Annotated in this window: 21 protein-coding genes and 7 pseudogenes; 14 read left to right on the top strand and 14 right to left on the bottom strand. The window is 31.2% G+C overall.

Annotation, left to right across the window (positions count from 1 at the left end; translation table 11 throughout):
• Positions 1 to 214: 214 nt before the first annotated feature.
• Positions 215 to 1859 (top strand): annotated as a pseudogene (locus ACZ76X_RS26600) (Tn3 family transposase); the annotation flags it as partial.
• A 362-nt stretch (positions 1860 to 2221) separates the two neighbouring features.
• Here ACZ76X_RS26600 and ACZ76X_RS26595 read toward each other — a convergent pair.
• The 4 genes from ACZ76X_RS26595 to ACZ76X_RS26580 all read right to left on the bottom strand — a co-directional run bounded on the left by ACZ76X_RS26595 (position 2222) and on the right by ACZ76X_RS26580 (position 4497).
• Complete coding sequence (locus ACZ76X_RS26595) at positions 2222 to 2680, bottom strand: hypothetical protein (protein ID WP_479852208.1); 459 nt, start codon at positions 2678 to 2680, stop codon at positions 2222 to 2224.
• A gap of 54 nt (positions 2681 to 2734) precedes the next feature.
• Positions 2735 to 3115 carry a hypothetical protein gene (locus ACZ76X_RS26590; RefSeq protein WP_479852207.1) on the bottom strand — a complete coding sequence of 127 codons (381 nt, stop codon included), beginning with the start codon at positions 3113 to 3115 and terminating at the stop codon, positions 2735 to 2737.
• A gap of 254 nt (positions 3116 to 3369) precedes the next feature.
• A complete protein-coding gene (locus tag ACZ76X_RS26585; RefSeq protein ID WP_479852206.1) occupies positions 3370 to 4053 on the bottom strand; it encodes a CPBP family intramembrane glutamic endopeptidase in 684 nt (227 codons plus the stop codon).
• Between the two features lie 12 nt (positions 4054 to 4065).
• A complete protein-coding gene (locus tag ACZ76X_RS26580; RefSeq protein WP_479852205.1) occupies positions 4066 to 4497 on the bottom strand; it encodes a thioredoxin family protein in 432 nt (143 codons plus the stop codon).
• 1479 nt (positions 4498 to 5976) lie between these two features.
• Here ACZ76X_RS26580 and ACZ76X_RS26575 point away from each other — a divergent pair.
• The 3 genes and pseudogenes from ACZ76X_RS26575 to ACZ76X_RS26565 all read left to right on the top strand — a co-directional run.
• Positions 5977 to 6960, top strand: coding sequence for a hypothetical protein (locus tag ACZ76X_RS26575; RefSeq protein ID WP_479852204.1), 984 nt, complete (start codon positions 5977 to 5979; stop codon positions 6958 to 6960).
• A gap of 97 nt (positions 6961 to 7057) precedes the next feature.
• Positions 7058 to 7960: a hypothetical protein gene (locus ACZ76X_RS26570; RefSeq protein ID WP_479852203.1), complete on the top strand. Its 903-nt coding sequence runs from the start codon at positions 7058 to 7060 to the stop codon at positions 7958 to 7960.
• An 18-nt stretch (positions 7961 to 7978) separates the two neighbouring features.
• A pseudogene (locus tag ACZ76X_RS26565) lies at positions 7979 to 8125 on the top strand (ribonuclease); the annotation flags it as partial.
• Between the two features lie 311 nt (positions 8126 to 8436).
• On the opposite strand, the gene ACZ76X_RS26560 reads toward ACZ76X_RS26565, so the two are convergent.
• Positions 8437 to 8610 (bottom strand): HNH endonuclease signature motif containing protein, encoded by a 174-nt coding sequence (locus ACZ76X_RS26560; RefSeq protein ID WP_479852202.1) that lies wholly within the window; start codon positions 8608 to 8610, stop codon positions 8437 to 8439.
• A 594-nt stretch (positions 8611 to 9204) separates the two neighbouring features.
• Between ACZ76X_RS26560 and ACZ76X_RS26555 the strand changes: the two genes are divergently transcribed.
• The 8 genes and pseudogenes from ACZ76X_RS26555 to ACZ76X_RS26520 all read left to right on the top strand — a co-directional run.
• A complete protein-coding gene (locus tag ACZ76X_RS26555) occupies positions 9205 to 9825 on the top strand; it encodes a TetR/AcrR family transcriptional regulator (RefSeq protein ID WP_479852201.1) in 621 nt (206 codons plus the stop codon).
• Positions 9803 to 10510 (top strand): SGNH/GDSL hydrolase family protein, encoded by a 708-nt coding sequence (locus ACZ76X_RS26550; RefSeq protein WP_479852200.1) that lies wholly within the window; start codon positions 9803 to 9805, stop codon positions 10508 to 10510. The genes ACZ76X_RS26555 and ACZ76X_RS26550 overlap by 23 nt, the downstream gene beginning before the upstream one ends.
• Before the next feature lie 26 nt (positions 10511 to 10536).
• Complete coding sequence (locus ACZ76X_RS26545; protein WP_479852199.1) at positions 10537 to 11361, top strand: SDR family NAD(P)-dependent oxidoreductase; 825 nt, start codon at positions 10537 to 10539, stop codon at positions 11359 to 11361.
• Between the two features lie 333 nt (positions 11362 to 11694).
• A pseudogene (locus ACZ76X_RS26540) lies at positions 11695 to 12064 on the top strand (BlaI/MecI/CopY family transcriptional regulator).
• 226 nt (positions 12065 to 12290) lie between these two features.
• Positions 12291 to 12728, top strand: coding sequence for a GNAT family N-acetyltransferase (locus ACZ76X_RS26535; RefSeq protein ID WP_479852198.1), 438 nt, complete (start codon positions 12291 to 12293; stop codon positions 12726 to 12728).
• Between the two features lie 395 nt (positions 12729 to 13123).
• On the top strand, positions 13124 to 14500 hold the full coding sequence (locus tag ACZ76X_RS26530) for an alpha/beta hydrolase (RefSeq protein ID WP_479852197.1): 1377 nt from the start codon (positions 13124 to 13126) through the stop codon (positions 14498 to 14500).
• Positions 14501 to 14789: 289 nt separating this feature from the next.
• Positions 14790 to 15229: pseudogene (locus ACZ76X_RS26525) on the top strand (binary toxin-like calcium binding domain-containing protein); the annotation flags it as partial.
• A gap of 21 nt (positions 15230 to 15250) precedes the next feature.
• Positions 15251 to 15502: pseudogene (locus ACZ76X_RS26520) on the top strand (flippase); the annotation flags it as partial.
• A gap of 280 nt (positions 15503 to 15782) precedes the next feature.
• Here ACZ76X_RS26520 and xerS read toward each other — a convergent pair.
• The 3 genes from xerS to ACZ76X_RS26505 all read right to left on the bottom strand — a co-directional run bounded on the left by xerS (position 15783) and on the right by ACZ76X_RS26505 (position 20471).
• On the bottom strand, positions 15783 to 16859 hold the full coding sequence (gene xerS / locus ACZ76X_RS26515) for a tyrosine recombinase XerS (RefSeq protein WP_048530273.1): 1077 nt from the start codon (positions 16857 to 16859) through the stop codon (positions 15783 to 15785).
• Between the two features lie 1397 nt (positions 16860 to 18256).
• Positions 18257 to 19000, bottom strand: coding sequence for a hypothetical protein (locus tag ACZ76X_RS26510; RefSeq protein ID WP_479852196.1), 744 nt, complete (start codon positions 18998 to 19000; stop codon positions 18257 to 18259).
• A gap of 850 nt (positions 19001 to 19850) precedes the next feature.
• Positions 19851 to 20471, bottom strand: coding sequence for a DUF2278 family protein (locus tag ACZ76X_RS26505; protein WP_479852195.1), 621 nt, complete (start codon positions 20469 to 20471; stop codon positions 19851 to 19853).
• Between the two features lie 479 nt (positions 20472 to 20950).
• On the opposite strand from ACZ76X_RS26505, the gene ACZ76X_RS26500 reads away from it, so the two are divergent.
• A complete protein-coding gene (locus ACZ76X_RS26500) occupies positions 20951 to 21190 on the top strand; it encodes a hypothetical protein (protein WP_479852194.1) in 240 nt (79 codons plus the stop codon).
• 308 nt (positions 21191 to 21498) lie between these two features.
• Here the strand turns inward: ACZ76X_RS26500 and ACZ76X_RS26495 are convergent, their stop codons facing one another.
• From ACZ76X_RS26495 to ACZ76X_RS26475, 5 genes are all read right to left on the bottom strand, one after another.
• A complete protein-coding gene (locus ACZ76X_RS26495) occupies positions 21499 to 22260 on the bottom strand; it encodes a hypothetical protein (RefSeq protein WP_479852193.1) in 762 nt (253 codons plus the stop codon).
• A 349-nt stretch (positions 22261 to 22609) separates the two neighbouring features.
• Positions 22610 to 23035 carry a hypothetical protein gene (locus ACZ76X_RS26490; RefSeq protein ID WP_479852192.1) on the bottom strand — a complete coding sequence of 142 codons (426 nt, stop codon included), beginning with the start codon at positions 23033 to 23035 and terminating at the stop codon, positions 22610 to 22612.
• Positions 23025 to 23348, bottom strand: coding sequence for a hypothetical protein (locus tag ACZ76X_RS26485; RefSeq protein ID WP_479852191.1), 324 nt, complete (start codon positions 23346 to 23348; stop codon positions 23025 to 23027). The genes ACZ76X_RS26490 and ACZ76X_RS26485 overlap by 11 nt, the downstream gene beginning before the upstream one ends.
• A gap of 177 nt (positions 23349 to 23525) precedes the next feature.
• Positions 23526 to 24128: a thermonuclease family protein gene (locus tag ACZ76X_RS26480; protein WP_479852190.1), complete on the bottom strand. Its 603-nt coding sequence runs from the start codon at positions 24126 to 24128 to the stop codon at positions 23526 to 23528.
• 316 nt (positions 24129 to 24444) lie between these two features.
• The gene (locus ACZ76X_RS26475; protein WP_479852189.1) at positions 24445 to 24849 is read right to left on the bottom strand and encodes a PH domain-containing protein; all 405 of its coding nucleotides are present in this window, start codon (positions 24847 to 24849) and stop codon (positions 24445 to 24447) included.
• Positions 24850 to 25025: 176 nt separating this feature from the next.
• On the opposite strand from ACZ76X_RS26475, the pseudogene ACZ76X_RS26470 reads away from it, so the two are divergent.
• A pseudogene (locus tag ACZ76X_RS26470) lies at positions 25026 to 25890 on the top strand (exonuclease domain-containing protein).
• A 70-nt stretch (positions 25891 to 25960) separates the two neighbouring features.
• Here ACZ76X_RS26470 and ACZ76X_RS26465 read toward each other — a convergent pair.
• Positions 25961 to 26479 (bottom strand): annotated as a pseudogene (locus ACZ76X_RS26465) (VaFE repeat-containing surface-anchored protein); the annotation flags it as partial.
• Positions 26480 to 26595 lie beyond the last annotated feature (116 nt).

Raw genomic sequence — 26595 nt, 5'->3', positions numbered from 1 at the left:
CTTATTCTTTTTTGGACCTTTAGGGGAAATGTTTGTATAAACAGGATGGTACGCACTTTTCGAAAAATGTACGTGCCATCCTGCGCTATAAAAAGGTTTAATTAAAAAAGAAAAATATCGCAATTTCATTTAAAATATTACGTCTTTTTACAAACAGCATAACTTTGTTCAAACCTACAGCTCTTTTTACCAACTTGCTTTACTCTGTGTCCAGAAAATTGTAATTAAAGATAATGGTATTGATCGTCATTACTATGAATTCGGTGTCTTTTCAGAATTATGTAATCACCTCCGTGCTGGGGATATGTGGGTTATAGGAAGCAAACAATATAAGGATTTTGAAGAGTATCTATTACCACAAGAAAAATGGTGTGAATTGAAGAATAAAAAAACAAGTTCCTTTAACAATTCCAACAAATATCGATCAGTATTTACAGAAGCGATTTCAGTTAATGGAAGAGCAACTTTCTAAGGTAAATCATTTAATTCAAAATCAACTATTTCCAGACGTTTCAATCTATGCAGGAAAAATCCAAATTTCACCTTTAAAGAAAATGATTCCAGATGAAGTTGAAGATTTAGCTAGGCTTATTTACAGTGTATTGCCACGTATTAAATTAACAGAATTATTGGTAGAATTAGATAGCTGGACACATTTTAGCAAACATTTTGTTCATCTTCATACTCAAACTGAGCCGAAGGATAAATCCGTATTGTTTGGAGCTATTTTGGCTGATGGTATTAATCTAGGTCTCTCTAAAATGGCAGATGCTTGTCCAAATATATCTTATACACAATTAGCTTGGATATCAGATTGGTATATAAGGGATGAAAATTACTCCAAAGCTCTTGGAGCGATTACTGATTTTCAGCATAAATACCCGTTCTCTTCTCATTGGGGAGGTGGCTCGACTTCCTCTTCAGATGGACAATTCTTTAGAGCTGGTGGTCAGTCTAGTCCGTTAGCACAAATAAATGCAAAACATGGTAGGGATCCGGGATTAAGTTTTTATACACATATCTCAGATCAATACGCTCCATTTTATGTACAAGTTATTAGTTCTTCAGAAGAAGCACCACATATTATTGATGGCCTACTGTATCATGAAACCGATTTGAAAATTGAAGAACATTATACGGATGCAGCAGGCTTTGTAGATCATGTTTTTGCCATGTGTCATATGTTAGGATTTCGATTTGCCCCTAGAATTAAAATGTTTAGTAAAAATAAAATTTATACTTTTGATAAACCCTTAAAACAACCACATCTGGAATTTATGGTTGGTGGAACAATTCAAACAAAGAAAATAAGAGATAATTGGGACGACTTATTACGCTTAACTAGTTCTGTTCGTAATGGAACCGTCACAGCTTCTCTTATTCTAAAAAAACTGGCGGCTTATCCACGCCAGAATAGCCTATCTGTAACTTTACGTGAAATAGGAAGGATTGAAAGAACATTATATACGCTAGAATGGTTACAAAGCCCAGAACTTAGAAGACGTGTACAGGTTGGTTTAAATAAAGGTGAAGCAAAGCATGCACTTGCTCGAGCTGTATTTTTTAATCGATTAGGGGAAATACGTGATCGTTCATATGAGGATCAATTACATAGAGCAAGTGGTTTGCAACTTCTTATTTCGGCTATTGTATTATGGAATACGGTATATATATCACGTGCAGTAGATGCTTTACGTGCAAAAGGAGTGGATATTCCAGAGGAATATTTACAACATATATCTCCACTTGGTTGGGAACATATCACATTGACAGGTGATTATGTGTGGAACTTAAACCAAAAAACAAATTTCAATAATCTAAGACCATTACGAGATAAAAATTCTATAAAAAAGCAATAAAATAAATAACCGATTCCTTAACGTACAGGGAATCGGTTATTTTGTATCCAAATTGTGTCTAAACGTACAATTTTCCCGAAATGATATGGTGACCCCTATGTATAAAAAATAGTATTCCTTTGCTGTTTTTAAATTTTGTGATTTATAAAGAATCATAGATAAAAGATTGCATGGATGATGAATAAACATGAAATGAAAAGAAATATTAAGAATAATTTATAATCTAGCTTTTATTATATTCATAGGGTTATGAGGTGATAGTCTCTTGATTGCTGTAAAAAGGATACTCTATCTAATAAAAGAATGATGCTTTTTTGAAAAAGCATCATTCTATTTACTGGAATTATCTCTGAAAGATAAATTTATTCTTGTGATAAATAATTAAATTTATCTTCTTTAATATTTTCAATATCTAGAGAATAATTATGTTTTTGTAAAACACGTTGAATAAGTGGGAAAATTTCATTTAAGTTATTTTGAGTTGAAAATTCTGGCTCAATTTCAAATACTAAATCCCAATCACAATCAAATTTATCTTCTAAAAATCCAGAAGGAACTAAAAGTAATTCATCATATATTTTTTCGTTGTTTAGATCAATTTCATCTGCCGAAATAATAATTGCCTTTATAAAGTTGTTTCGACTTGTAAAATCCTCTGCATTTTCACTTCCGTTTAAATGAGGGAAATCTTCTAATGTACTAGGGCGTTTGTAATCAACAAGTATCATACAATATTTTGGAGGGATTAAATATCCGTCAGTTAAAAAATAAGCCTCTACTGTATTTAAATTTAATATCCGTTTTATATGAAAGTTCTTCATTTGGGGTATATCCTCCTAAACTAATAGCATTAATACTTTTGATATTTATAATTTTTATCTTTTTTTACCTTTACCAGGTTTTTTATTACTTTGATTTAATGTTTGTTGCATTCGAGCACCTTTTTTGTAACTCTTAGTCTGTCTGATTTTCGCTGCAATTTTTGGATTTAGACAACTATTTAAAGTTTGACCATGACTTGGTGTGCCATCACAATTTTCTACTGCCATTTCTACCTTTTTATTATAAACATGAATATGATATTTCCCTGGGCCCTTTGGTTTATCTAAACGGATTCTCCATCCCTTTGCAATATGACCTATATCCTCCCAATCGCTAACAGTCCCAGCAGCTTCAGCCTTATTTTCAAAACCTGGTGCGAACCCACTAAAGAAAATACTAAATATTAATGTTAAAGAAAGCAATGTTTTTTTCATTTGTTATCTCCTAATTCTAAAGTTTTAAATATCATATATATATGATTTCGTATATAACGTTATAAGAATAATAATATATTTGGTAAGTAGTAAATACAACACTGTTTTTGTAAAAAAATATATGGTAAAATAAGTTTGCAATTACATTTATTTCATGTGGTGTACTTTTTGTTTTTGAAACTCTTAAATTGAATATTTACAAACAAAAAAGATTAGAATCTTAGATTCTAATCTTTTTTGGGGGCAATATATATTTAAATAATCGTGTAGATATTATAAGTGATATGAGCGATTATACAGGGTAAAAGAGAATTTGTTTTTTTGTATAGGATGGAGAATGAAATCCCCATGCTTGTTGCAAAGATAATATATAGTATGTCGTAATTATGAAACAATCCAAATAATAAACTCGATATGAATAAACCAATTAAGAAAGAATACTTCGTTTTAAAGAAATTAAGAATGATACCACGAAATAATATTTCTTCATAAATAGGTGTAATAAAAATTAAGGATAATATACTTAGTATATATATTTGAAAAGGTTGATCCAAAGGGTGATTAATATTTGAATATTGAATAAGTGAATTCGTTATATTCAAATAAAACAAATTTGTTATTTTATCTATAAGAATAACTATCAAATTGACAATAATAATATAGATATAGGTTGAAGTAGATAATAAGGATTTGATATTAAGACTGGATAATATTAATTTACGAAAAGGATTGAATAAAACCGTTATAGAGATTAATATGAGTAAATCCAAAAAATCAAATAAAAAATCTTGTACCTCTTTAATGTTGATACTTGTATAAGTGTATAAGTCTAAGTAATCAAATAATCCATTTATATATAGAATTTCGCTACTTTTTAACAATAATAATCCTAAAATAAAATGCCACCAAGAAATGATATTATTAGGTTTAGAAATCATAAAAGTGCCCCTTTACATTTTCAAGGTATCTAAGAACCATAGTTTATATTTTTCTTTATTAAAGACGCCTTTAAGTCGATTAATTTCTTTTCCATCTTTAAAGTGGACTATAGTTGGTGTTCCAGTGACTTCTAACTCATCCCATGTAGATTTGGGTTCGTTTTGAAGATTTATTACTTTTAAATCAATTTTCATTTCTTTAGCTAAAGGAACGACTATAGGGGATGCTGTCTTACAATGCGAGCAATCAGTTTGGTAAAAATAGATTAGAAGTTCATCTTTATTTATTATATTTTGCTTGAACTCTTCTATTGATAAGTTGTTAGTATAATAATTCTCATATTCTTTTGCTGTGGGAGTATCTGGCTTGTCCCTTTTTGTAATTAAAGTAAGAGCAGAAAAGATAATAAGAATAATACTACTAAATATAAATATCTTTTTCATAGTATTTTCACACTTTCTTAATTATTTAACGATAATAAACATTATACAATATAAAAAGGATTGTGATGTTTTAAAATTAATTTGTGATATAAATTTTAATAATTAATGATATATATCATATTACTAGGGATTAGTAGTAAATAATTTTATTTGTAAAATGAAACCATCAGTTGAACAAAAATATAGTACCTCTTTCTTAACTAAACAGCGCACCCAGTTGTAAGGTCGAAGATGGGAAGAGTTACAAAATATCTATGTTATGAATTAAATACGAAATATAGAATTAAAAGTCCTAAACAGTTTTTTTATATGCATGAATTTATAAAAACGTCATAGAATACTGTCACTAGGAGGTGTTGTGACGCTATGACGTTAGAAAAGACAACGAAGATGATAGTGTAGCAATTAGGTGATTCAATTCGTATAGAAAATACAACGATTTTTAAAAAATAAGAGGTTATTCTTAACGATTTACCTTCCGTAATTAAAAAACTTTAGTATCTCCGTACATAATTATGTGAACACAAAAGCTCTCCAGTTAAATAATCTGGAGAGCTTTTAATAGTCTTATAAATACATTGAATCTCGATAATGAGACGTTATGTTAACCTCATATGGATTTTTATTCATCGTAAATTTCATAGTTTAAAAAGATAACTTGTACCCAATGTTTAGGGGTAAAGAGAGCAATAATAACCTAAAACGCAAAGTAAATTACAGAACATATTAGATAAATAGAAGAAGCTTCTAATAAATAGAGGCTCCTTCTGTGTACATGTACACGCACGTATTATTCTATATGAGCTGGATCTACCCTTGCATTTATAACTTTGACCTTTACGGAATAAGAAGCTTCTTCTAGAGGATTTATAGGAGCTGAAAATGATTGGAAAGTTGAATGCTTATGATTAGGGATAGTGGCACTTGTTACATATGATAAATCACCTATCAAATTATAAAACTCAAATACTACTCGACTTGGTTCTTGTTCATTAGATGAACTTACATCAGCAATCCAATAAAGATATTAAAATAAGGGTAGTATCTTATGACATCCCCATCATAAAGCCAAAACTCACTTTAAGTTATAGCTATATTATAAGTAAGATTAAAAATATTTATGTGAAAGTAAAAATAAACAAAATAAAAACTTTATTTCGTATAAATAAGGAAACCAAAAAGGGTACTAGGTACAAGTGCTCTTTCAGATAGGAGGAAACTCCGTGAATAGGGCCTAGGTTAGAAGTATATGGTGTAAAAGCAATAAGAACAAAATTTATTAACTAAGTACAAAAAATAAAATATTAATATACATTAATATCTAAAGAGAAACCTTCATAATTGGATATACATATTAGATGATTTGATTGATTATTCAGAACCCTTTTGATAAATATATTATAACATTTACCTTTTATTACCTATCGTGTTAATATAATAATATACGGTTTATTAAATATATTTTGAAGGGGTGGAAAAATGATTAAATTCAAGAAATTATCTACATTATTACTTGTAAGCGCTTTACTAATGTTACCTACAAGTGCAAGTGCAGCAAATCTGTATGGTGTTGTGAGTAATAAATGGGATGGAGCTGGCACTATTCAAGAAGCTGTAGGTATCGATGGGGATACTATTTTTGTTGGAAATTCTACTGATTTAGCTGTATTAAGCACTGAATCTGGTGGATCAATGGTTGCACTTGAAAAGAACAAACCTTCTTTTCCTACAAAAGGCATTGTACAAACATCTGATGGTAATTTTTTTATTGCGGGTACATCAGGAAAATGGAGAGTTGTAGATTCATCTGCAGGTTTAGTTGATCAAGGGCAACTATCGGACAAACGTAGTCCGAGATTTGTTAAAAAACTATGGGATGGAAGGCTTTTACTAGTTTACGATAAAGGTTATTATGCTATTCTTGATGGTGATTCTTATGGCGTAACGCGAACAGGAAAATGGCCAAATGATTGGAATATTAACGATTCAATTCAGTTATGCCCAGACCAAATCTTGATGGTAGGTGATAAAGGAAAATATCAAGTCATGTCACTAGCAAATGGAAACGTCATCAACTTTGGGGATTGGGGATCAACAAAACATGATATTACGTCAATTGACAGACTTTCTGATGGTACTATAATAGCTGTTGGAGAGGGTGCAAAATTCGCCCTTTTTAATAAAGAAGGGAAAAAGATTGAGAATTCAGAACTGACTGATCGAGAAAGTAAAAATTATAAATGGAATAAAGTGGTGGCCCTTAAGGATAAACACGCAATAGTAATTAGTTCCACTGGTCAGATGCTTTTGGTTCAGATTGATGGAAATAATAAAATTTCTGTTAAAGCAAAAACAAAATTAAATAATTATACTTCTAATGGCACTGCAGTAAAAATTAAAGATAATCAAGTATTCGTAACCCTTTCTAGTGGTCGATATATGGTTTATCAAGCAGATTTATAAAAATTCGAATTCAATCGTAAAACCTTTGAAATGCAACAACTTTATTATGCGTATATATAATTAAATTAATATGCGAAAATAACTGAGGGGGATTATTTTGAAAAAAATATACTTATTTGTTGGTTTTTTGATGGGGTTTATAGTATTTAATTCGGATGGTATTAAAGTTGAAGCTGCTGAGCTAAATGTAGAGCAAATAAAACATTTAGAGTCTTTAGGTTTCACTAAAGAAGAAATTTCGGACATGCCTGAAATGGAAGTAATGAAAAACTTAGAAATTGATGGCCAAGTTGTAGCTACCAATGAAAAGTTTATTAAAGTTACTGAAAATAGAGTTAATAACTCAAGTAAAGAAATTGAAATTGATAAGAACACGTATTTAAATGGAGTTCAACTAGAAGAAGCTAAAAGAGTTCAAAAAATCAATGGTGTGGCAAAAGTTTCTAGCGATACAAATCCCACATCTTATAAAAAGGTTACAACTAATATTGTCTCATTAAAAGCGAAACAAAAATACAGAGTAAAAACTTCAATAGAATGGAGTGTTATGCCTAGTAATAGAAAAATAGATGTTATAGGAACAAGTATTAATAGTTCTTTTTGGGCTCCTTCTCAAGGATCACAATACGGACAACAAAAGTGGAAGCTAAAGTATGATTGTAACAAAACTAAATCTAAGAGTGCAACTTATAACAAGGACAGTAACAAATGGTCAAAAGGGGGTTCTGGCTATGCTTTAAATATTGATTTACCTAATGATGTTAATAAATCCTACGCTTGTTATAACGAAAAAGTACTAGCTTTATCCGCATTCTCTTATTATACAGTTGATAAATTAGCAACTACTACTCAGATAGATGCTTATGGTAAGTACTTGCATCAAGAAACAACATTACAAATTTCTCCGTCTATATCGTTTTCACCTCTTACATTTGGAGTTGCAGCTAGTCAATCTGATAAATTTACAGAAACTACTACACACGCACAAGTGAAATTCTAAAAACTTTTAAAAAGATTAGCAACTGCTATATTGCAAGGAATAAGAGATGTAGCTCCTATGGAAAATAGAATGAAAGTAGCATGAAAATCTAGTTAACTTTCTGGACAAAATTTTAGTAACGCTTCAACTAATTTAACTGAATTTGAAACAAAACTAAATAGTTAAGAACTAATTAAATGTGAAGTTCAACTAAAATTTAATTCTACATAAGTAACAAAAGACATTTATGAAGTATCTACTTTCATGTCTAAAAAGTATCCATTTTCATGTCCTTGTACAATACTGTAAAAAGACATGAAAGTAGGAACAAATCTTGTAGTGTAAAATACTGAATTATTAACTGATACAGTTCATTTAATACCCATTTTCTTGTCCTCATATTAAGACAAGAAAATGGGTACTTTTTTAAATTAAGACACCAAAGTGGATACTTTTTAAATAAACTTTATTGCAGCGTAGCTAAAGATTTATAGATTTCAAAAAGGGATTGTGCCGTTACTTGTTTCAGTCGCCCGATCACCTTTGCTAATATTACAAGTTTGACATAATATCTGAAAGTTTGTTGGGTCATTATTGTCCATACGGTTTAGTGGTAGAATGTGATTTATAGCATCTACATTCGTCTTATTTGTAAGATGGTGTCGATACATTATACAAACAACTTTATCTTAATGATATACAGCTTTTTTTACCCACTCATCTGTTCCCCAAAAAATTAATAGAGTTAAGCTTTGAACCACATATTTACTAATAAAAGTAGATTACAACACAATAGCCTCTTATTATTAACAAAAATATATCACTATTAAATGGTAATGTTTTTTAGAAAACATCATCCATTTGCCAATAAAAAGTAAAAATTTGAAGGAATTAATGATAAATGAAAAGAAAATAGATGTGTTAGATTCAATTACTATGAGTAAAAACATATTTCACCATTTGATAAAGAATTTTATGATTCTAAGCTAATCAAGGCTAACTTATTTTCTCCTAAATTTAGCTTGCTTCTTAATTTAAACTGCTTATATAGATAAATATTCTTATTTTGTTAGTTATTTTTTAAGTTTCAATGCACTTGTACCATACTCACATAAAGAAAAGCTTATTTGAATTGAAGTTATGTAGGATTTTCCCCTATTTTCTAAAATATAAGTGTAATTCCTTTAATAATCTGCACAAAAATTAAATTCTATACGTATATTTTAATTAGAACGACTGTACTAATTAAAGGGAGGAGAATGTATTTGAATAAAAGGCGTTATGATAGTGAGATTACAAAAAAAGAAATCATGGAGCATGCATCTCTTTTGTTTTCTCAAAAAGGATATAACCAAACATCTGTCGGAGATATTTCAAAATCCTCTGGTTACAGTAAAGGACATATATATTATCATTTTACAAACAAAGAACAGCTATTTGTTCTCTTAGCGCAAGAAACTATGCAAAATTGGTATGAAAAGTGGATAGCAAAAGAATCTACTTATTCAACCGCAACTGAAAAACTATACGGCATGGCAATTCATGTCCTTTATAATTACCAAACGCCGTTATTAAAATCAGGTCAAGAGCTCGCTTCAAACCCAAAATCTAGTCCTGAATCGGTCCAGAAATTATTCGATTTATCAATTGTACCAATGAATACTTATCAAACAATTTTAAAAGAGGGGGTAGAAAAAAAGGAGTTCAAAGATGGTAATCTAGACGAATGGACTATATTGCTAGGAACTTGGCTTGGGGGATTATGTCAACTCACGAATACACATGAATTGAAAACACTAGAGCCGCTGTTTAATCAAGCGATTACAATCTTTTTAGAATCCATAAAAGACGGGGGAAATGAAAATGAAGATTGGATTAATCGGTGATAGTTTAACTGAAGGTCGTCCAGGAGTGTCCTTTGTGAACATATTAAAACGAAAATATCCAAGTATCACATTTTTAAACCTTGGTAAACCAGGGGAAACGGTTAAAAGTTTGCATACACGATTAACGAAGATCAAGTTGGAATCAAATTTTGATTTAATTTTCCTTTGGATTGGTGCTAATGATGTTTATTCAAAATTGTTAAAAGTGCAAGCTCAACCAATTGTAGAAGACCATCGAGAATTTAATAATTATTTCAGCAAAATACTAAATATAGTCATTCCTTTTTCAAAGTACGTTGTTGTGGTTTCACCAGCAATAGTGGGAGAAGACTTAAAAAATCAATCAAATTACGAGTTAAAGGGTTTGTCTTCTATTATTGAAAATATCTCGAGTCAATTTTTAAATGTTAGTTTTCTGGATATGCAATCAGTTTTTGAGAAACGGTTGGCTAACGTGAACAGTTCAGACTATATCAGCACAAGTGTTATGACTTTAATGAAGGATGTGTTTCTTTATAAGAATCCAATTCGAATTGATCGATTATCCAGTAAGCGAGGTCTTCATTTGACTTTAGATGGTATTCATTTAAATAGCAATGGTGCTTTGTGTGTGGCAGAAGAATATGCATCTATGATAAATCAACTTTTATTCGATAACAGTGGTACCATTCAGTCACAAAAATAGATTAATTTATGGGGGGGGGAACTGTAATGGGAGAAAATAAAAAGATTGCTATTGTAACAGGCGGTGCCTCAGGGATTGGCAGAGCCATTTGCAATGAATTATCGTCTCGAAATGTATTTGTAGTTATCGCTGATATTAATGAGAGAGAAGGAAAAGCGTTTGAAGAAAAGCTTAACCAAGACGTTTTAAATTCTAGGTTTATGTATTTAGATGTTACTGATTACAATTGTGTAAAACATGTAATCAAAGAGATATTTGAAGAATATGGCAGGCTAGACTATCTATTTAATAATGCTGGAATCTCTATGTACGGTGAATTGTATGATATGTCGTTAGAAAACTGGAAAGAAATTGTTGATATCAATTTATGGGGAGTCATTCATGGTACTCAAATGGGATATAAAATAATGAAAGAACAAGGATTTGGACATATTGTCAACACGGCATCTGCTGCAGGTCTTGGTCCATCTCCAATAGCTTCGGCCTATTCTGCGACTAAACATGCTATTGTAGGTTTAACAACCTCCCTTCATTATGAAGCGGAAGAGTTTGGTATTAAAGTAAGTACGCTTTGTCCGTCTTTCGTTGATACTCCAATATTTGATGCTGCAAAAGCAATAAATATCGATAAGTCTGCTATAACTAAACAAATGAAAAAACACAAGATGATGTCTCCTCAAAAACTTGCGAAAATTGCTATTAATGGAGTTCATAAAAATAAACCTATAATATGCCCAATGCTACTACGTAAAACAATAGATGTCATATTTACAATATTCCCCTCAATGCATAATGCATTAGCGAGGTTTGTTTGTAAAGTGGTTAGAGAGGCCAAAGGTTCAACTGGCTAATTTTTATAATTCCCCCCCGCAAAATAATCCAACAAAACTGGTTAAACCTTCGCTATTTAGTTAAGAAGTAATGTGAATAAATCAACCAAATGTTATTTGAGTCCGTTGCTAAAATGAGACCATTAATAAGTTGGTTTCATTTTTTTATTCAAAAATAATTATAGAAATAGAAGTATTCACTTTCTTGTCTCATTAGGAGGATATAAAAGTCCAAACTTCTGTTGATTTTTTTCGTGCTTATGTTGATGGACATAGGAAAGGATTCCGCAAAGATAAAATAAGATTGGCAACGAAAGATTACAAATGTAATACAGAGGTTTGTAATTTTATCTCATGAAAAAATCAACTAAATTTTCGGAAGTTGAATTAGAAGTAATAAAAGTACTGTGGTCAAAATCTCCACAAATGACAAATGAAGTGATCGATGCGTTGGAGATGAAAATGGATTGGAAACCGAAATCGATTTGAACTCTAATTTATCGATTAGTTCACAAAGAAGCAATTGCTTACCATCAAGATAATGGGGCGTATGTACGCTTATTATATTTTTGGTTCGCAAGATAGTAATTTACAAGTGGAAACAAAATCTTTACTTAAACGTTTATATGATGCAGCATTTAAACCTTTGATTGTAAATTTCTTGAAAGAAGAAAAATTGTCTTCAGAAGACATTAACGAACTTAAACGTATTCTGGATGAATAAATTGAGGGAAATCAAAGGAAGGATAGATCATAATGATATAAATGTTTATCTTTTTGTAAATAATTCAGTTCAGGTTGCCAATCTGTTAAATGTTCCAATTTTTTTCGTTTTTATCCTTTACCCACCTAAATTATACCAAAAAGGTCTTGTCTTAATATATAATTTAATTGGAATGTTAAAATAATTTAAGGCGTCGATATATTAAATGCAAAAGGTAGGTAATTATATGATCCGTGAAGCTGAACCAAAGGACAGTAATGTAATTGAAAATCTATATAAAAAATTAGCACCACATAGCAAAAATATTAAGGTTTTACCAGAAAGAATTGAGCAGATAAGGGATGATACTAATAATTTTTTGTTTGTCTATGAGGATAATGGTAACGTAAAAGGAAGTATATTTATGACGTTTTGCCTTGATCCTGGATATCAATTTAGACCGTATACTGTTTTAGAGTATGTGATTGTAAATGAAGATTTTCGAGGTAATGGGATAGGGGAAAAGTTATTGAAACATGTAGAACAGATATCAATTGCAAGGGGATCCACAAGAATTATCTTATTAAGTAGTGCAACTAGAATAAAAGCACATAAATTCTTCACTAAAAATGGATACAATGGAACCATAAGTAAGGGTTTCAAGAAGTATATACCAATTAATTAGATTTTATTTATAAGTGTTTTTTCTTAGAGTTTTTAGAAAGAATAACGTTTTTTTTGTACTTAGGGATAGTGAAAATTCTTAAGTTGATGGGCATGGGGTCCCGCCACATCGCTATCAACCTAAGATTTTAAAATATCCCTCTACTTAAGGAATTTGTAAGTATCAAGTAAGAAAAACGAGAGCTCTGTTTCTTATAATTAAAATATAAAGTGAAGGAAGAAAGGTTGTTTCTGGGGTTAATATGCATGTGGAAAAAGGAGAAATCTACGGTTTTTTAGAGTAATAATATCAGTATGTCAAAGTTTTGGAGATTACTTGCAAATATTTTGAAGTTTTTGCACCAGAACCCTAATTACCATCCCTGTTTTTTACCATCACATATTGGAGGTTAAAACATGAATAAAAAAAAGAAAATACAAAAATCAGTACTTCCCTTTACCCTACTCTTTTCTTTAGGTGTTTCATCTTTCCCGCTTACAACAGTTATTCACGCAGATACACGTGAGGAGAAATCTGCAGAAAAGAAACAAATCTCTTTAACGGAGCGTACATCATTATTTTTTGAATATCTACAGCAAGGTAAGTATGCAGAGGCACTTCAGTTGACGTCTGCTGCTTTTCAATCCAAGTTTACAGCAAACACATTACAAAACTGGTGGACACAAAGTGGGATAAAAATCATGGGAACACCTGTAATAAAAGAACGAAACTTGGTCCATCAGACGGTGGAAATTCCAGGAGCTATTGAAGGAACTACCATACCGCTACTCATTAAATTCACACCTGGCGGGAAAGTAGATGAAGTTGGGGAAAGGCCGCCCCAGGAATCTTACATTCCGCATCCTAGATATGACCAACCTGATTCCTATCAAGAACGTGAAATCGTCATTGGAAATTCTACTTATCCGTTACCAGCCACATTAACAGTTCCGAAACATAAGCCTGGTGAAAAGGTACCCGTCGTTGTTCTTGTTCATGGTGCTGGCATCCATGATCGCGATGCTACCTATTTGGGAACAAAAATCTTACGAGACCTTGCGGTAGGGCTTTCATCCAATGGAATTGCAGTGTTGCGCTATGAAAAACGTACCTTAGAACATGCATTAAAGATGAGTGCAGAACCTGTTACATTAGACCGTGATACTACAGAGGATGCCATATATGCAGCAAAGTCAGCAGCGCAGCAGGAAGGCATTGATCCAAATAATATTTTCATTCTCGGACATAGCCAAGGAGCTGGCACAATGCCGCGTATACTGAGCAAAGCACCTTCCTCACTTGTTCGAGGAAGTATCTTACTCGCACCACCTGCACGGCCTTTAACTGACACTGCCATTGATGTGAGTCAATACCTTGGGGCGCCAAAGGAAGTAATCGATGAACTAAAAAGACAGTTCGCTTTTATCCTGGATCCCACTTTCAATCCTGACCATCCGCCAGCTGGCTATAATTTTCCGTTTCCGTCTCCTCATTTTATGTATGATGTTACTAGGTGGCGTCCAGTTGAGGAGGCAAAATCACGAAAAGAGCCTTTACTGATTCTGCAAGGGGCACGCGATTATCAAGTAACAGTAAAAGATGACTATACAAAATGGCAGGAAGGACTTTCAAACAGCGGGAATGTTCAGTTCAAAGAATATCCGAAATTGAATCATTTCTTCACGGAGGGTGACGGGGAATTGAGTCTTCCAAGTGAGTACGAAATCCCTGCAAATGTTCCCGAGTACGTCATCCAGGACATTATTACATGGGTCAATGAGTCAAAAAAATAAGAAAACATCAAAAGCCTTCATGCTACCATCATTGCGTAAAGGTTTTTTTGAAACTGGTGATTTCATCCAAGTGATTCAGACATATCTATTATTTTCATTATTTTACTGCTTTTTGATGTTTCATATAAAGATTTTATAGCTTTTAAAAACTCTGTAAGTGTTTTGTAATATTTACGAGAGACTTTTTTAACAGTTATGAGAGAGAAAAGAAAGATTTGTTATATATGATGAAATTAATCTTACTAGTAGGTGTTCTAATTGACCTAGAAACCAAGGAGGAAAAATAACAATGAAACAATCGAAGCCAGCAATTAGTGTATTAGGTAGTGTATCGATGGCACTGACTTTAGCATCTCCTGCATTAGCAGATGAAAAACACCAGAATCCAGGACGTACAGTTGAAATATTCAAAGAGAATGCAAATGTAAAAAAGAAGATAAGAATTTCACGCTCGGATCTGATGGGGAAATAGGTTCACTCATTACACAAAACATTGAAATGGCGAATAACGATTGGGATAAAGATGGTATTTCTAACGACTTAGAGATTAATGGATATAAAATTGAATTCAATTCACAAACTGGAAAAAATGAAGCGAAAGCATGGGATTCTGAGAAGGATAAAGGGAAACCAAAATTTATATCGAATCCTATAAATGCAAATACGGATGGTGATCCTTTTACTGATATGTATGAGGTTGAGAATTATAACAACGATTCTGATACTAATTAATGAAAAGAGAAACAAAGAAGACTAATTTATGTAATACTTCTTTTCGCTTTAATTCATAGCGTGGACGACTATAAAAAATTCGCTATTTTATTGGCTTTATCAACATTTTTAAACCATTTTATTAGCTTTATATATGTAAAGCGTAGAGTTAGATTTGATTTTTCTAATTTAACAATTGTTCCACATTTAAAGCCGCTAGTGTTAGTTGTTTATGTACTTATCCTATTCATAGCAAAAGATGAGATTCTCTTTATGTTGTTAGACAACATAAAAGCAAGATTTAAACGAGCTTAATGAAATATAATAAAAACTCTATTCTAAATTCATAAAAACACGTTACTGTTCCTTCATTAACATAAGAGAATAGTAACGTGTTTTTAATTTTTAGAATAGGAAGAATGATAAAAGATGTTTTAAAAATAATTAAGATAGAAATTAAATTGTGTACTTTTTACATAATAAAATTACATTTAAACTGAAATATATATATAATTCAAATCGGTATTAGAGGAAAGGAATAAAAGTTTAGCAGTTTTACATTGCTAAACTTTTATTCTTTATTTTTTCCTATTCTTCCTAAACTATCTTTAATAGTTGTTTCTCCAAGTTGGGTGTATAACAAAGCTGTATCTTGACTGGTATGCCCAAGTTGCTGCATTACTTGTAAAGAATCTTTTTCTTCCATGTATAATTTATTTGCCAAAGTGTGTCTTAATTTATGAGGGGACATCTTTTTACCATAGGCTTTAGTATATTTTTCTACTATATCCTGGATAGCTCTAACCGAAAGAGGTTGTGCAGTATGTTTATACTTTGATAAAAACACATTTTTTAGTTCTTTCCCTGGAGCATATTTTTTATCTCTAACTTCCATATACTTTTCAAGATCATTCAATGCAATTGGTGTAATCCATACAGAATCTTCTTTATTTCCTTTACGAATTACATCAATTAATCTTTCTTTTAAGTTTATATCTTCCACACGAAGATCGGCCAATTCACTTACACGAATACCGCTACCAAGAAAGAGGGAGAGGATAGCTACATCTCGATCTTTATCCCTTAGGAAGTAGAACAGCTGATGTTTTGTTAAAGATTTTTCATGTTCGTACTTAACATAATTCAAAAATTCTTGATCGTCATCATTATGGAATATTTTAGATCTCATACGTTTTGCACGGGCATTTAATGTTTCTTTATCTTTATGTATTTCTATTTTAGCCATTACATTTCTATAAAAATAACATTCTCCATCTTCATTCTCTGATAGGGAGGTAAGGTACTTAAATAAAGACTTTAAGGCCGAAATTTTCCTGTTAACAGAAGAATTCTGCATATTTTGTTGAAGTTTTAGGAATCTCATAAAATTCTCAACATCTTTTTTCTTTAAATTCTCCAAATCAGAGAAGGATATGTCTTTAATAGGTTTTAATTCAATAATTTGTTCGGATAATAGCCAATTAAAGAAGACTCTAAAATCATACACATAATTTAGTAGGGTGGAGGGAGAGGCATCATGCAATTCTTTGTACTCCACAAATTCTTCTATGTAAAAGGGCATTTCATTTAAATTCTCGTATAATTTCTTACGATGTACGGATTTTTGACGTTGCTTGCTGTAGTCCATAAAAATCACCTCATATATAATATAACAGAAAACAGATGCGAACACAAGTTCGCGTTAAATTCAATTTTTACACAAACTTATTTACATAATTAAATTATGAGATGCTAAAATACAATCATTAATGAAAGGAGTAATGTATTTACTCAAATAAAAATTATAGATAATTAAGTGAGAAATTTGTATTTAACCAAAAAAAATGGTGGAAAAACTACATATAAATGTATTTAAAATAAAATAATTTATATATATAAATTCATGTAAAAAATCAATATATGAAAACAGTTTAAAATTCGTTATCTAACATGTATTAGTTAATTTAATCATAATTTTGAGGAATTAATTAGATTAACATAAGAAAAAATCCTATATATTAAAAGGTAATTTACTATGAAATTTTTCAATGAATAGTTCAGTATTTAATTATTTCTATATAAAATATGAATTATATAGCTACATACCAATATGTTAAGATTCATGCAAAGAAGCTCGAAATCCCTAAATACGGTATTAGATTTTTATTTAACTATCTTATTGTTCGTAAAATTGGTATTTCGTGCGAACTTTTGAGATGTTTGTTTTTCACCTCTTCTTATTAACTTTTATGCTCCTCTAACAAAATACGCCATTCACTTTACCTTTCATCAGTCTGAATATCTTTTAGTTTCAGATACATTCCACTATAGATATTAATATTGATTATGCGATTGCTTATAGAGAATATCAAGTATATAAATATACTTTAATACAAAACAATCAACTTTAATTGCTTAGCACTAAATAGATTGTATCTTTCACAAAGCTCGACTGTTTATAATGTCGAAATAGAGTGTTTCCTTTAGTACTTTTATATTGTACTTGGTTTAGCTGATCATTCTACTAAATGTGATATTAAAACAGATTTCAAAATATAACTCCTAAATTCCGCTTCTGTCTCAATAACATAAGTATTCTTTTTTATTTGAGATTTGTTACACCCTTTTTTTACAAATACCCATAATTAAAGGTTATGAAAACTGAATAAAAGTAAGTTGTCATTTTAAGCCACTAAGTCTTGTGCACGATATTTACTTTTTCGTTGAACAAATTCGGCGTTTTTAACTAATTGTCCCAGGGCATGTGGTGACATATGTTGCCGTAATTGTAGATTTGAAAGAAAGTTTAATTAAAACCTCGTTAAAAAATTTGATTTCATCATAAAAGAATCCCAAATATTTTGAAGAAAGATTAATCAAAATATTTGGGATTAGTTATTTTATAAAAAAGTTTGATTGTTTCTTGAATATATTCACTTGTTGACCTACCTTCTGTTAAAGGGAAAGAAAAGGGAATTTTCAAGTGACCAAAATGGATAAAAACGGTCCTTTTACGGGTATATCACTTTATTTTAACTTTAATAATTAATAATCACCTGTATCAGTTTTTATAAAATCATTTAAAGATATTGGTTGAGGATGAGATCCGTGCCCACTCCCCCTACATTTATCATTGAACTCATCTATTAGTAAAGTGTATTCACCGTACAGCTCTTCAATCTGGTTTTGAATTTCTTTTTTCTCTTCCTCAGTGGCCGCATTCTGGAGTTTGTGACCTAATTTCTCAAGGTTGTCCTTATCTATACCTATCTCGGTTGTTAGAGTTTTACAAAACTGCTCTCTTCCAACAGGAGGAGGTGGGACCTGCCTTGGTTTTCCGATAAGGACAGTTGCAAGTTCTTCTTTAATTGTGTCGACACTCACGATGAAGCCTGGTCCTGAGAACTCGTCACCAGCCTTTAAGGCCTCTTTTCCATGTGTTCCCTTTAGTAATAACCCAGTATCATCATTCCGTATTTGGTGAATCAATACTGCTTCTGTAATAGCTTGGTCCCACCCTATACTATTTCGATATTCAACAGTATATGTTGTGTCACCAGTCGATACCAAGGCAAAAGAATTAGCTCCACTTGGTACCGACTGATTAAGTGGGGCAAGAATAATTCTTTTAAATTCGCCAGGAGTAAGGGTATTTAAGTTTACAGATGCATATTCGTTGCCATTCCAACCGAGAAAGACATGCCCAGGTGCATTTAAACCTGGACCACTTGTCCCAAAACTTCGATCGTTAAACGTTGCACTGGCACCTCCGAATGTGAAAGCACTCATAATGTCCCATTCATCACCGTACACACCAGTATCTATATTGTAGGAGTGATTTAGACCGTAACCATGGATTATTTCTCCTTTGTGGTAATAATAAGAATTACTTTAAAAATCAATTTATAAAAAAGTATTTATTATAATTTACATTTGATTTTCTTATTATTCTAAAACCATTGAGTTTAATTATTAATCAAATAGGACCCCAACAAGAGATAAACCAGAAGAATCGCAAAGTCTCATAAGATACAAGTATAAAAAATAACATTGCTGTAATGGACTTATGCTTTGCATGGCCCTTTTTATTTGGATTTGTTACAAATTACTTTGCTATTATTGTAGCTTGTGAAAAAATACACTTAATCTAATTGGAGCGTTTGTTGAATAAGAAATTCCGAAAAAATCCTACATCAATGATTACTTGGTAATCTACAGTACAGGCTTTATCTATCAGTAACTAATTGTCCATATATATCTTTAATTATTCAATTTCTTTTTTTATTTGTAATTAAGTCCAAAAATGGCCCCTCATACCCCGAATTGTTTCCATACCCCCAATAAGAAAACCCGAAATCTCATCTTTAATAAGATATTTCGGGTTTTCTTTTTTATAAACAGTACAACTTTATTTCAAGTCTACAATAATTCTTTAGAAAACAATTGTAATTCATCAGAAGTCGATAAATTCATACTAAAAACGCTATCCTTTCTGTATATTTCTTCAAAAAGAATAGCGTTTTTTCATTTTATGGATACAATTTCTCTATAGCTTGATGATGATGAGTCCGGACCCCTACTTGTTTATTTTTTATTTCTTAATTGTTTAGAGGAAATTTAACAGTATAACACATCAATTCTAACTATAATCTTTTGGAACACTTAAAGGATGGCCCACCTCATCGGTGTTTAATGATTGTGTTTGAAATTTTGTTAGGAGTATAGAAAAACTTAATGGAGAACCATCGTATTCAAACATAACAGCACCATCCTGCCAAATTCCATCCTCGCTAGAAAAACTACTTTCTATTGGATCACCTTGATTCATATGTACGTTATGTACTCCAAGCCCTGTAGTGTAGGGTTCCCCGAAAACATAAACTCTTTTTACACCTTCTAAACAAGATTCCATTACCTCAATTACGTTATTTCCATTTTCAGGTATCCAGGGATATGGACCAAGTACGCCTTTGTGACGTATAACATCCATTGCCCCTGAATCTTCATTTGAATCTAAACGATAAAAACCGTCTGGCTTGGATATGATGCTCTCAAACATACTTTTGTTTAGATTATTAATATGTTTATACTGTATTTTTATCCTTGTTCGAGATTTTAAATTAACTGCACACTCATAAATTCCCACGGAAGAATTAACAAAAATAAGGTAATGGGGCCATTTTCCTTCTTTATCTGGTGGTTCAATATAATGTTTTTTGACACTCCCGATGACTACACCATAACCATTACTTAATGACATTATATTACCTCCAATTTGGCGCCTAGGATAATAGATAAACTTTGTAATTATTATTTCCTGGAAGTTACTGAAATAAACTCACTAAGTATTAACAATATTTTTTCCTTATAGCCTTTTTAATTTTGAAATAGGAGTGAATTGAAATTGGAGTATAGTGAAAGAAAATTTTTAAAGAACGATCGTATGATTTCACCTAATTTATTGGCTTTTTTTAGCGGAACTAAAAGGGCCATCTTTTCCAGGCTTACATTATATACGAAATAAAACTAAATCTGAGGTTTGTGAACATACTAAAAATGCCTTCAAGAATTTGAAAAACAAAAGGTTAATTACAGTAGAAGAATTGACATTACTTCACAAAATGGTAGATATTATTCACCAAAATAAGAATAGTCAAGAAATCCAAGAAAAAATCAGTCGAATTTCGAAAGATTTAGAACAACTTCATGCTAGTCCAATAGCTGTTTTTTTCCAATTTAATGCCTTGTATTAAGTGCCGCGAGAATGATACAGACGAGGGTCCAAGAGAGGGCCCTAGCAGTGATCCTAATGATCCTCATAATGAACATGATAATCCACTTGAGGAACCTGATCCACTTTGCAATGACTATACACCAATCGCTCATTTGCGCGGGGCTTGGAGCGGCTATTTTAGCGGGGCAAGAAGAATTGATTCCTTTATTTATTTATTTATTTATTTATTACTGTACCCAAGGTAATGCATAAATAAGGGATTGGGGTTTGTGTCATCACCAGCAAGCTAAGAAAAGCAAATACCTCAAAACGAGAAAATTGACATCTCAAGGTGAAAATATACATTTTTTTGTTTTGGGAGCGTTATAAAATTCTTAAGTTGATGGATGTGTGATGCTCCCCCATACCCATCAAGCTAAGATTTTAAAGTATCCCCCAAACGGAATTTTTTTGTTTTTTATAGCACCGAAGTTTATTTTTACCGTTTTGGGGAAGAATGTGTTTCTTAACTTGATAGCGATGAAGTCTTACCAACAAAACAAAAATATCAAACTTACTTACGTACACCATTTTCATCAGCCGTTACACCATTAACTGCATCACCATAAATACTGTTCATGACCTTTTCATGTTCTTTTTTACTCTTTTCATCCTCTTGTTTCTTACGTTCCCTGTCCTCAGGTGTTTCCTTCGCTTTCTCTATTGCGTTTTGTTCTGCTTGTTTTCTATAAGACTCATTTATTTCATCGTATTTCATTGGTCTGGAATATCTCCCATAAGTTCCTTGTATGTAAGCATCTTTTAACTCGAACGTATCACTCATAAGCATTTCAAACCCGTATACACCGTCTCCTTTTGGTGTTCCTCTTAATTCATAAGTAGAGTGAATAAAATACAGGCCGTCGGTTCTCTTCTGTACTGCATCTTTTTCATAAGGGGCAGGGAAGACTTTTTGTGATCCTCCTCCCAATTCTTTCAACACTTCTGCAACTTTTTCGTAAACTTCTTTTTCAGTTAGTTTGCCATCAGTTTTTGCTGTGGTTTTTTCTTTAGCTACTTCAGCCTCTTTTTGACCTTCCCCAGACTTATAGTACTCAGTAAACTTTTCGCATTCTTCTTTACTGTATACCTCTGAACAATTCTCATCTACTTGCGGTACAACGGGAGTTTTTTCCGTTTCTTTAGTTGCTTTATCTTCCTTTTTACTTATCTCACTTTTAGCAATCTCTTTAGATTCTTCATTGCTAAGTGAACAACCTTCAGCTGTAATCAAAGGAATCACACATAGCATCATCCCTAGAAAACGCATTTTCATAGTAAACCCTCCCCTAATTTTATACTTGAACTGGAACACAATAAATAGACCTCCTATCAATTAGGAGCTCTATATAATTCATTATTTTTCATATACAAGAAACTGCCCTTTTTCAAATTTCATCTCTATATTATACCAAAGATTAGCAGTTTTTAGAGTTAGAAAAACGGTTATATTTACCAACCATAAAAATCAGGAGATAAAAAATATCCTTTTACAAAAGTAAAGTCCGAATTTCCCTTTTATTCCTCCTCTAATATCTGTTTAAAATGATTGAATTCGTTAAAGTACTCACGCTTATCACTTATTCTGCTAGGTTCTGTTTTTACCAATAATCATATTTTTAATATTATATACTATGATTGTGAAACTTTTCCCTATTACTAATCAATTTTGCGTCTTTATTTATCCTAATTAAAATAAAAATTGCTAATATCACTAAGCCTATTAAATAAATTTCTGTAAACCGCTCAGCTTCTTTGGTCAAGGGTAAATCCCCCCCATTTATCGCGGCAAAAATTGAAGTAAATGTACTAAAACTTATAGCCAATTCAAAAGCAAAAATATGAATAGAAATAACCCAAGTTCTATCAAATGAATTTCTTATTATCTCATAAAGAAATTCTTTTAATAACTGAGTCAACACTAAGAAAATCAAGAAAATAGCACCTGCTACTGGTTTACAAGCATGACTAGATAAACTTGGTATATAATTAAACACTATTACGGATATTATTGAGGCAATTAATAATATTAATACTATCTCAACTGGCAATATAGCGCGTAACCAAACATTCTTCTGTTTTTGTTTTTTTTTCACTTTTATAAACAAAATTGCTGAGATAAAAATTCCTCTTCTGATCAGTTACTGGACTTGTTTTAGACCAATTAGCCGTATATGCTGCCTTAGTTTTATTATTAATCAATGTAATCTTATCTTTTCTTTTATAATCCAAATTTTTTACTTCCGCTAATTTCTTTAACGCTTCTAATTCAGCATTAAAGAACTCCCTCTCTGAAATATCATACAGGATTGCTTCTTTTTTATTTTCCTCATAATACGATAATGTATATCTTTTTTTATTCATTTGCATCTCTCCTCTTATAAATATGACTTGTAATTATTTTATATTTATAACATTATATATAAATAAATTTATTATTATAACAAATTATTAAAATTTAATATTCTTCAACATATAAAAACTCCTTTCGTATTGGAAAGAGTCGATATAATAACTTAAACAATTTTAAAACACGCCACTTTATAAACCCTTTTTAGCTTTATCAAAATTATAAAATGATTCTCTTTCTCTTTGGACCACATAATCAGTGATTGCCCATACCCCTTTTTTCTGACTACGTGCCTCGTCCTCTGCCTGTTTAAACTCATCATATAACGAGGTGTTTGACTCTTTTACATATCTAACTATCGCTAAGCCCTCTCTTAATAATTCAGTCTGTATACACTTTCCATCTACAAATATATATGCTAGTTCCCTATTAAATTTATCTTTTGAATCACCTTTATGATATACAAGGGTAACTTCTTTTCCCTTTAACTTGTTTTTAAGAAATTCCCTCGCTTCATCTGCTAAAGGCATAGATGGAGATATAACTTTTCCATCTTTAACTTTTTGTACTTCTGGGGTATCAATTAATAAAGCCCTTACCTTTTTCTTTATAACTTCTCCATTTTGTTTTGTAGATATCAGTATCGTATCTCCATCAAATTCTTGAATAAATTTACCTTTTACTTGTTTGAATCCATTTAACTTCTCATTATATTCTCTTTCATCATTCCGGATTCCTTGATGGCTATTTTCGCTTTTGCTAGCAGGCAAGTCTTTAACTGCACAACCTGCCATTATTCCTATTAAGAGAATGACGAAGAAAATGATAAATTTAATTCTAGTAAATACTATATCCCTCCCTGATAATACTGAAATATTTATTATTAAAGTGCTTAAAAAATCCATCTATCAATAATTTTAATAAGTGTTTTGTATAAGATTAAATCACTTATTAAATTGAATATTTTACTGATAATAAATAAATTCAGACAAACTATTCAAATTTAAATTTTGAATATCAATACATATCCCCTATAAAAAAATCCATTCTAATAAGTCTTTTATCAAGATCTTAATCGAAATGGATTCTTAACTTTATAGAGACTGGTTTTTAACTATACATCTCTTGCAGTTTCACTAAGTTTTTTTTATGATTTGATAATCCAATAGTAAAACTATTCGGATTCATAACGATATCCCCTTTGTTATCTTTTAATGTAACAATAACTTTAGACTTTATTAGCCCTCTTTTTACTTTAATACCCTCTACATCTTCAATATCAATTATTATCTTATTGCCATTAAACTTACCAGTTAACGGATTCAATTCAAGCATCATAATCCTCTTATTAGTAAAACATATCACTTGATGTTGATTTTCTAAAAATGCACCAGGACCAAATTTAATATATTCTGATGTTGCCGCCATTTTCATAGTGTAAAAATAATAAAAATACGATTCATCTTTATATGCTACCTCATTAAATAGTTCATCTAATACATTATTGTTTAACATTTATATTCCCCCGATATACTAATAATCCATTACCATTTACCCTTTTTCTTCCTATCCGCATTTTAATTTTACCATAAATTAGAATTAGGTTAGAATTTAGATAAGGTTAATAATAAATCAAAAAAATTCCCACATATTTATTTCAATAGCTAAATTAACCATTGGGGTGAAGAATAATGATAAGTTATAAAAATTGGAGCGAGGTCCCCATAGAACTTGCAAGCAAAACTAAACTCAGCAAAGAAGGTTTAAAGCCTTTAGAAGCTCCTGTAGCTAAGGTATTCCAGAGAGTAAATAATAGGTATATAGAGCTATATGAACGTTCAAAATCAGAAAAAAAACGGCAATTATCTGATAAGCAAAAAACTAGCACTATCAAATGGTAGAAAATTAGGTATAGAGCAACGGACTTGTAAACAGTGTGGCCACGTTGTTCAAAGTAAAGCCAAACTACGTTTAAGTCTCTGCCCTAGCTGCTACGAACACCAAGTAATTATGAATCAATTAAAAGAAACAAAATTAAAAATCAAAACATTTATCAACAAAATGTTTATAAACAAAGATCAGTTTGTTATTTTAGATACCGAAACAACTGGACTTACTCTAAGAGATCAAATTATCGAGATAAGTGTAATTGATTTAGCAGGAAAAATCCTATTAAACTCTTTAGTTAAGCCAACTATAATAATTCCAGCTGAAGCAACCTCCATTCATGGTATTACAAATGAAATGGTCCACGGTGCATCATCATAGACAACAATATACAATGAGTTACGTGAAGTTACCGTAGGAAAAACTATACTTATCTATAACGCTGAATTTGATTTAGGTATGATAGAAAACACCTGTATTGCTAACAATGTAGAATTTAAGGATTTTAAATCCACATGTGTTATGAAAATGTACGCCGATTATGTAGATTCAAAAAGATGGATTTCATTAAGTGATGCAACAGAATTAACGATTAAACATCGAGCTGCAGCTGACTGTTTTGCTGTCCTGGAATTATTACAACAACTCAAAGATAGTCAAATAGATTAGAATACTGTAAATAAGACTAATTTACTAACATAAAAATAAGCACATCCTGTAAAAACAGATGTGCTTATTTTTATGCGCTTTTATGTTTTAAGAAAATAACTCCACCAACAATTAACAGTAATGCGCCCGCAGCCATAGAAATCCAACTTGTAAGATCAGCACCTGTTTGTGGTAACCATCCAATTTTAGATTGAACTTCTTTTTTAGGTTGTGGTTGTTCTTTTGGTTGTTCTGTAGTTGGAGTATTTTTATCTTGATGCGGCTGTTCTGGTTTTGGTTGCTCTGGTTTTACTTCTTTAAATTTCACCGTTTGACCCTTATCTTCGATGTCAACGTGAATAGCTACCAAGATGTTATCTTGATACAATTCTTCAAACACTAACACTTCTTTACCTTGTAATGCAGAAGCGTTGAATGTGAAATCAAGTGTGATAGAGGCATTTTTTTCTTTTACAGCAAACTTAGATTCTACTGTTACTTCTTTACCATCAACTAATAATGGTTTTTTTGTTACTTTATCCATTAGTTTGCCTTTTACTACGTACTCTTTACCCACGATTAAGTCTTTGTATTCCACTTTATCTTGTATTTTTTGTATAACCTAGCTTAATTTTACATCATGTTTTTCTCCATTATTCCTATTTTCAAAACCTGAGATTGTATTGATCATATTCTTTTCTAATAACTTTTTTAATTTCGTGCTAG

Source organism: Bacillus sp. BC05(2025) (genome assembly GCF_056725905.1).
The sequence above is the reverse complement of the archived record's forward strand: the minus strand, read 5'-3'. Positions and strand labels throughout refer to the sequence as shown.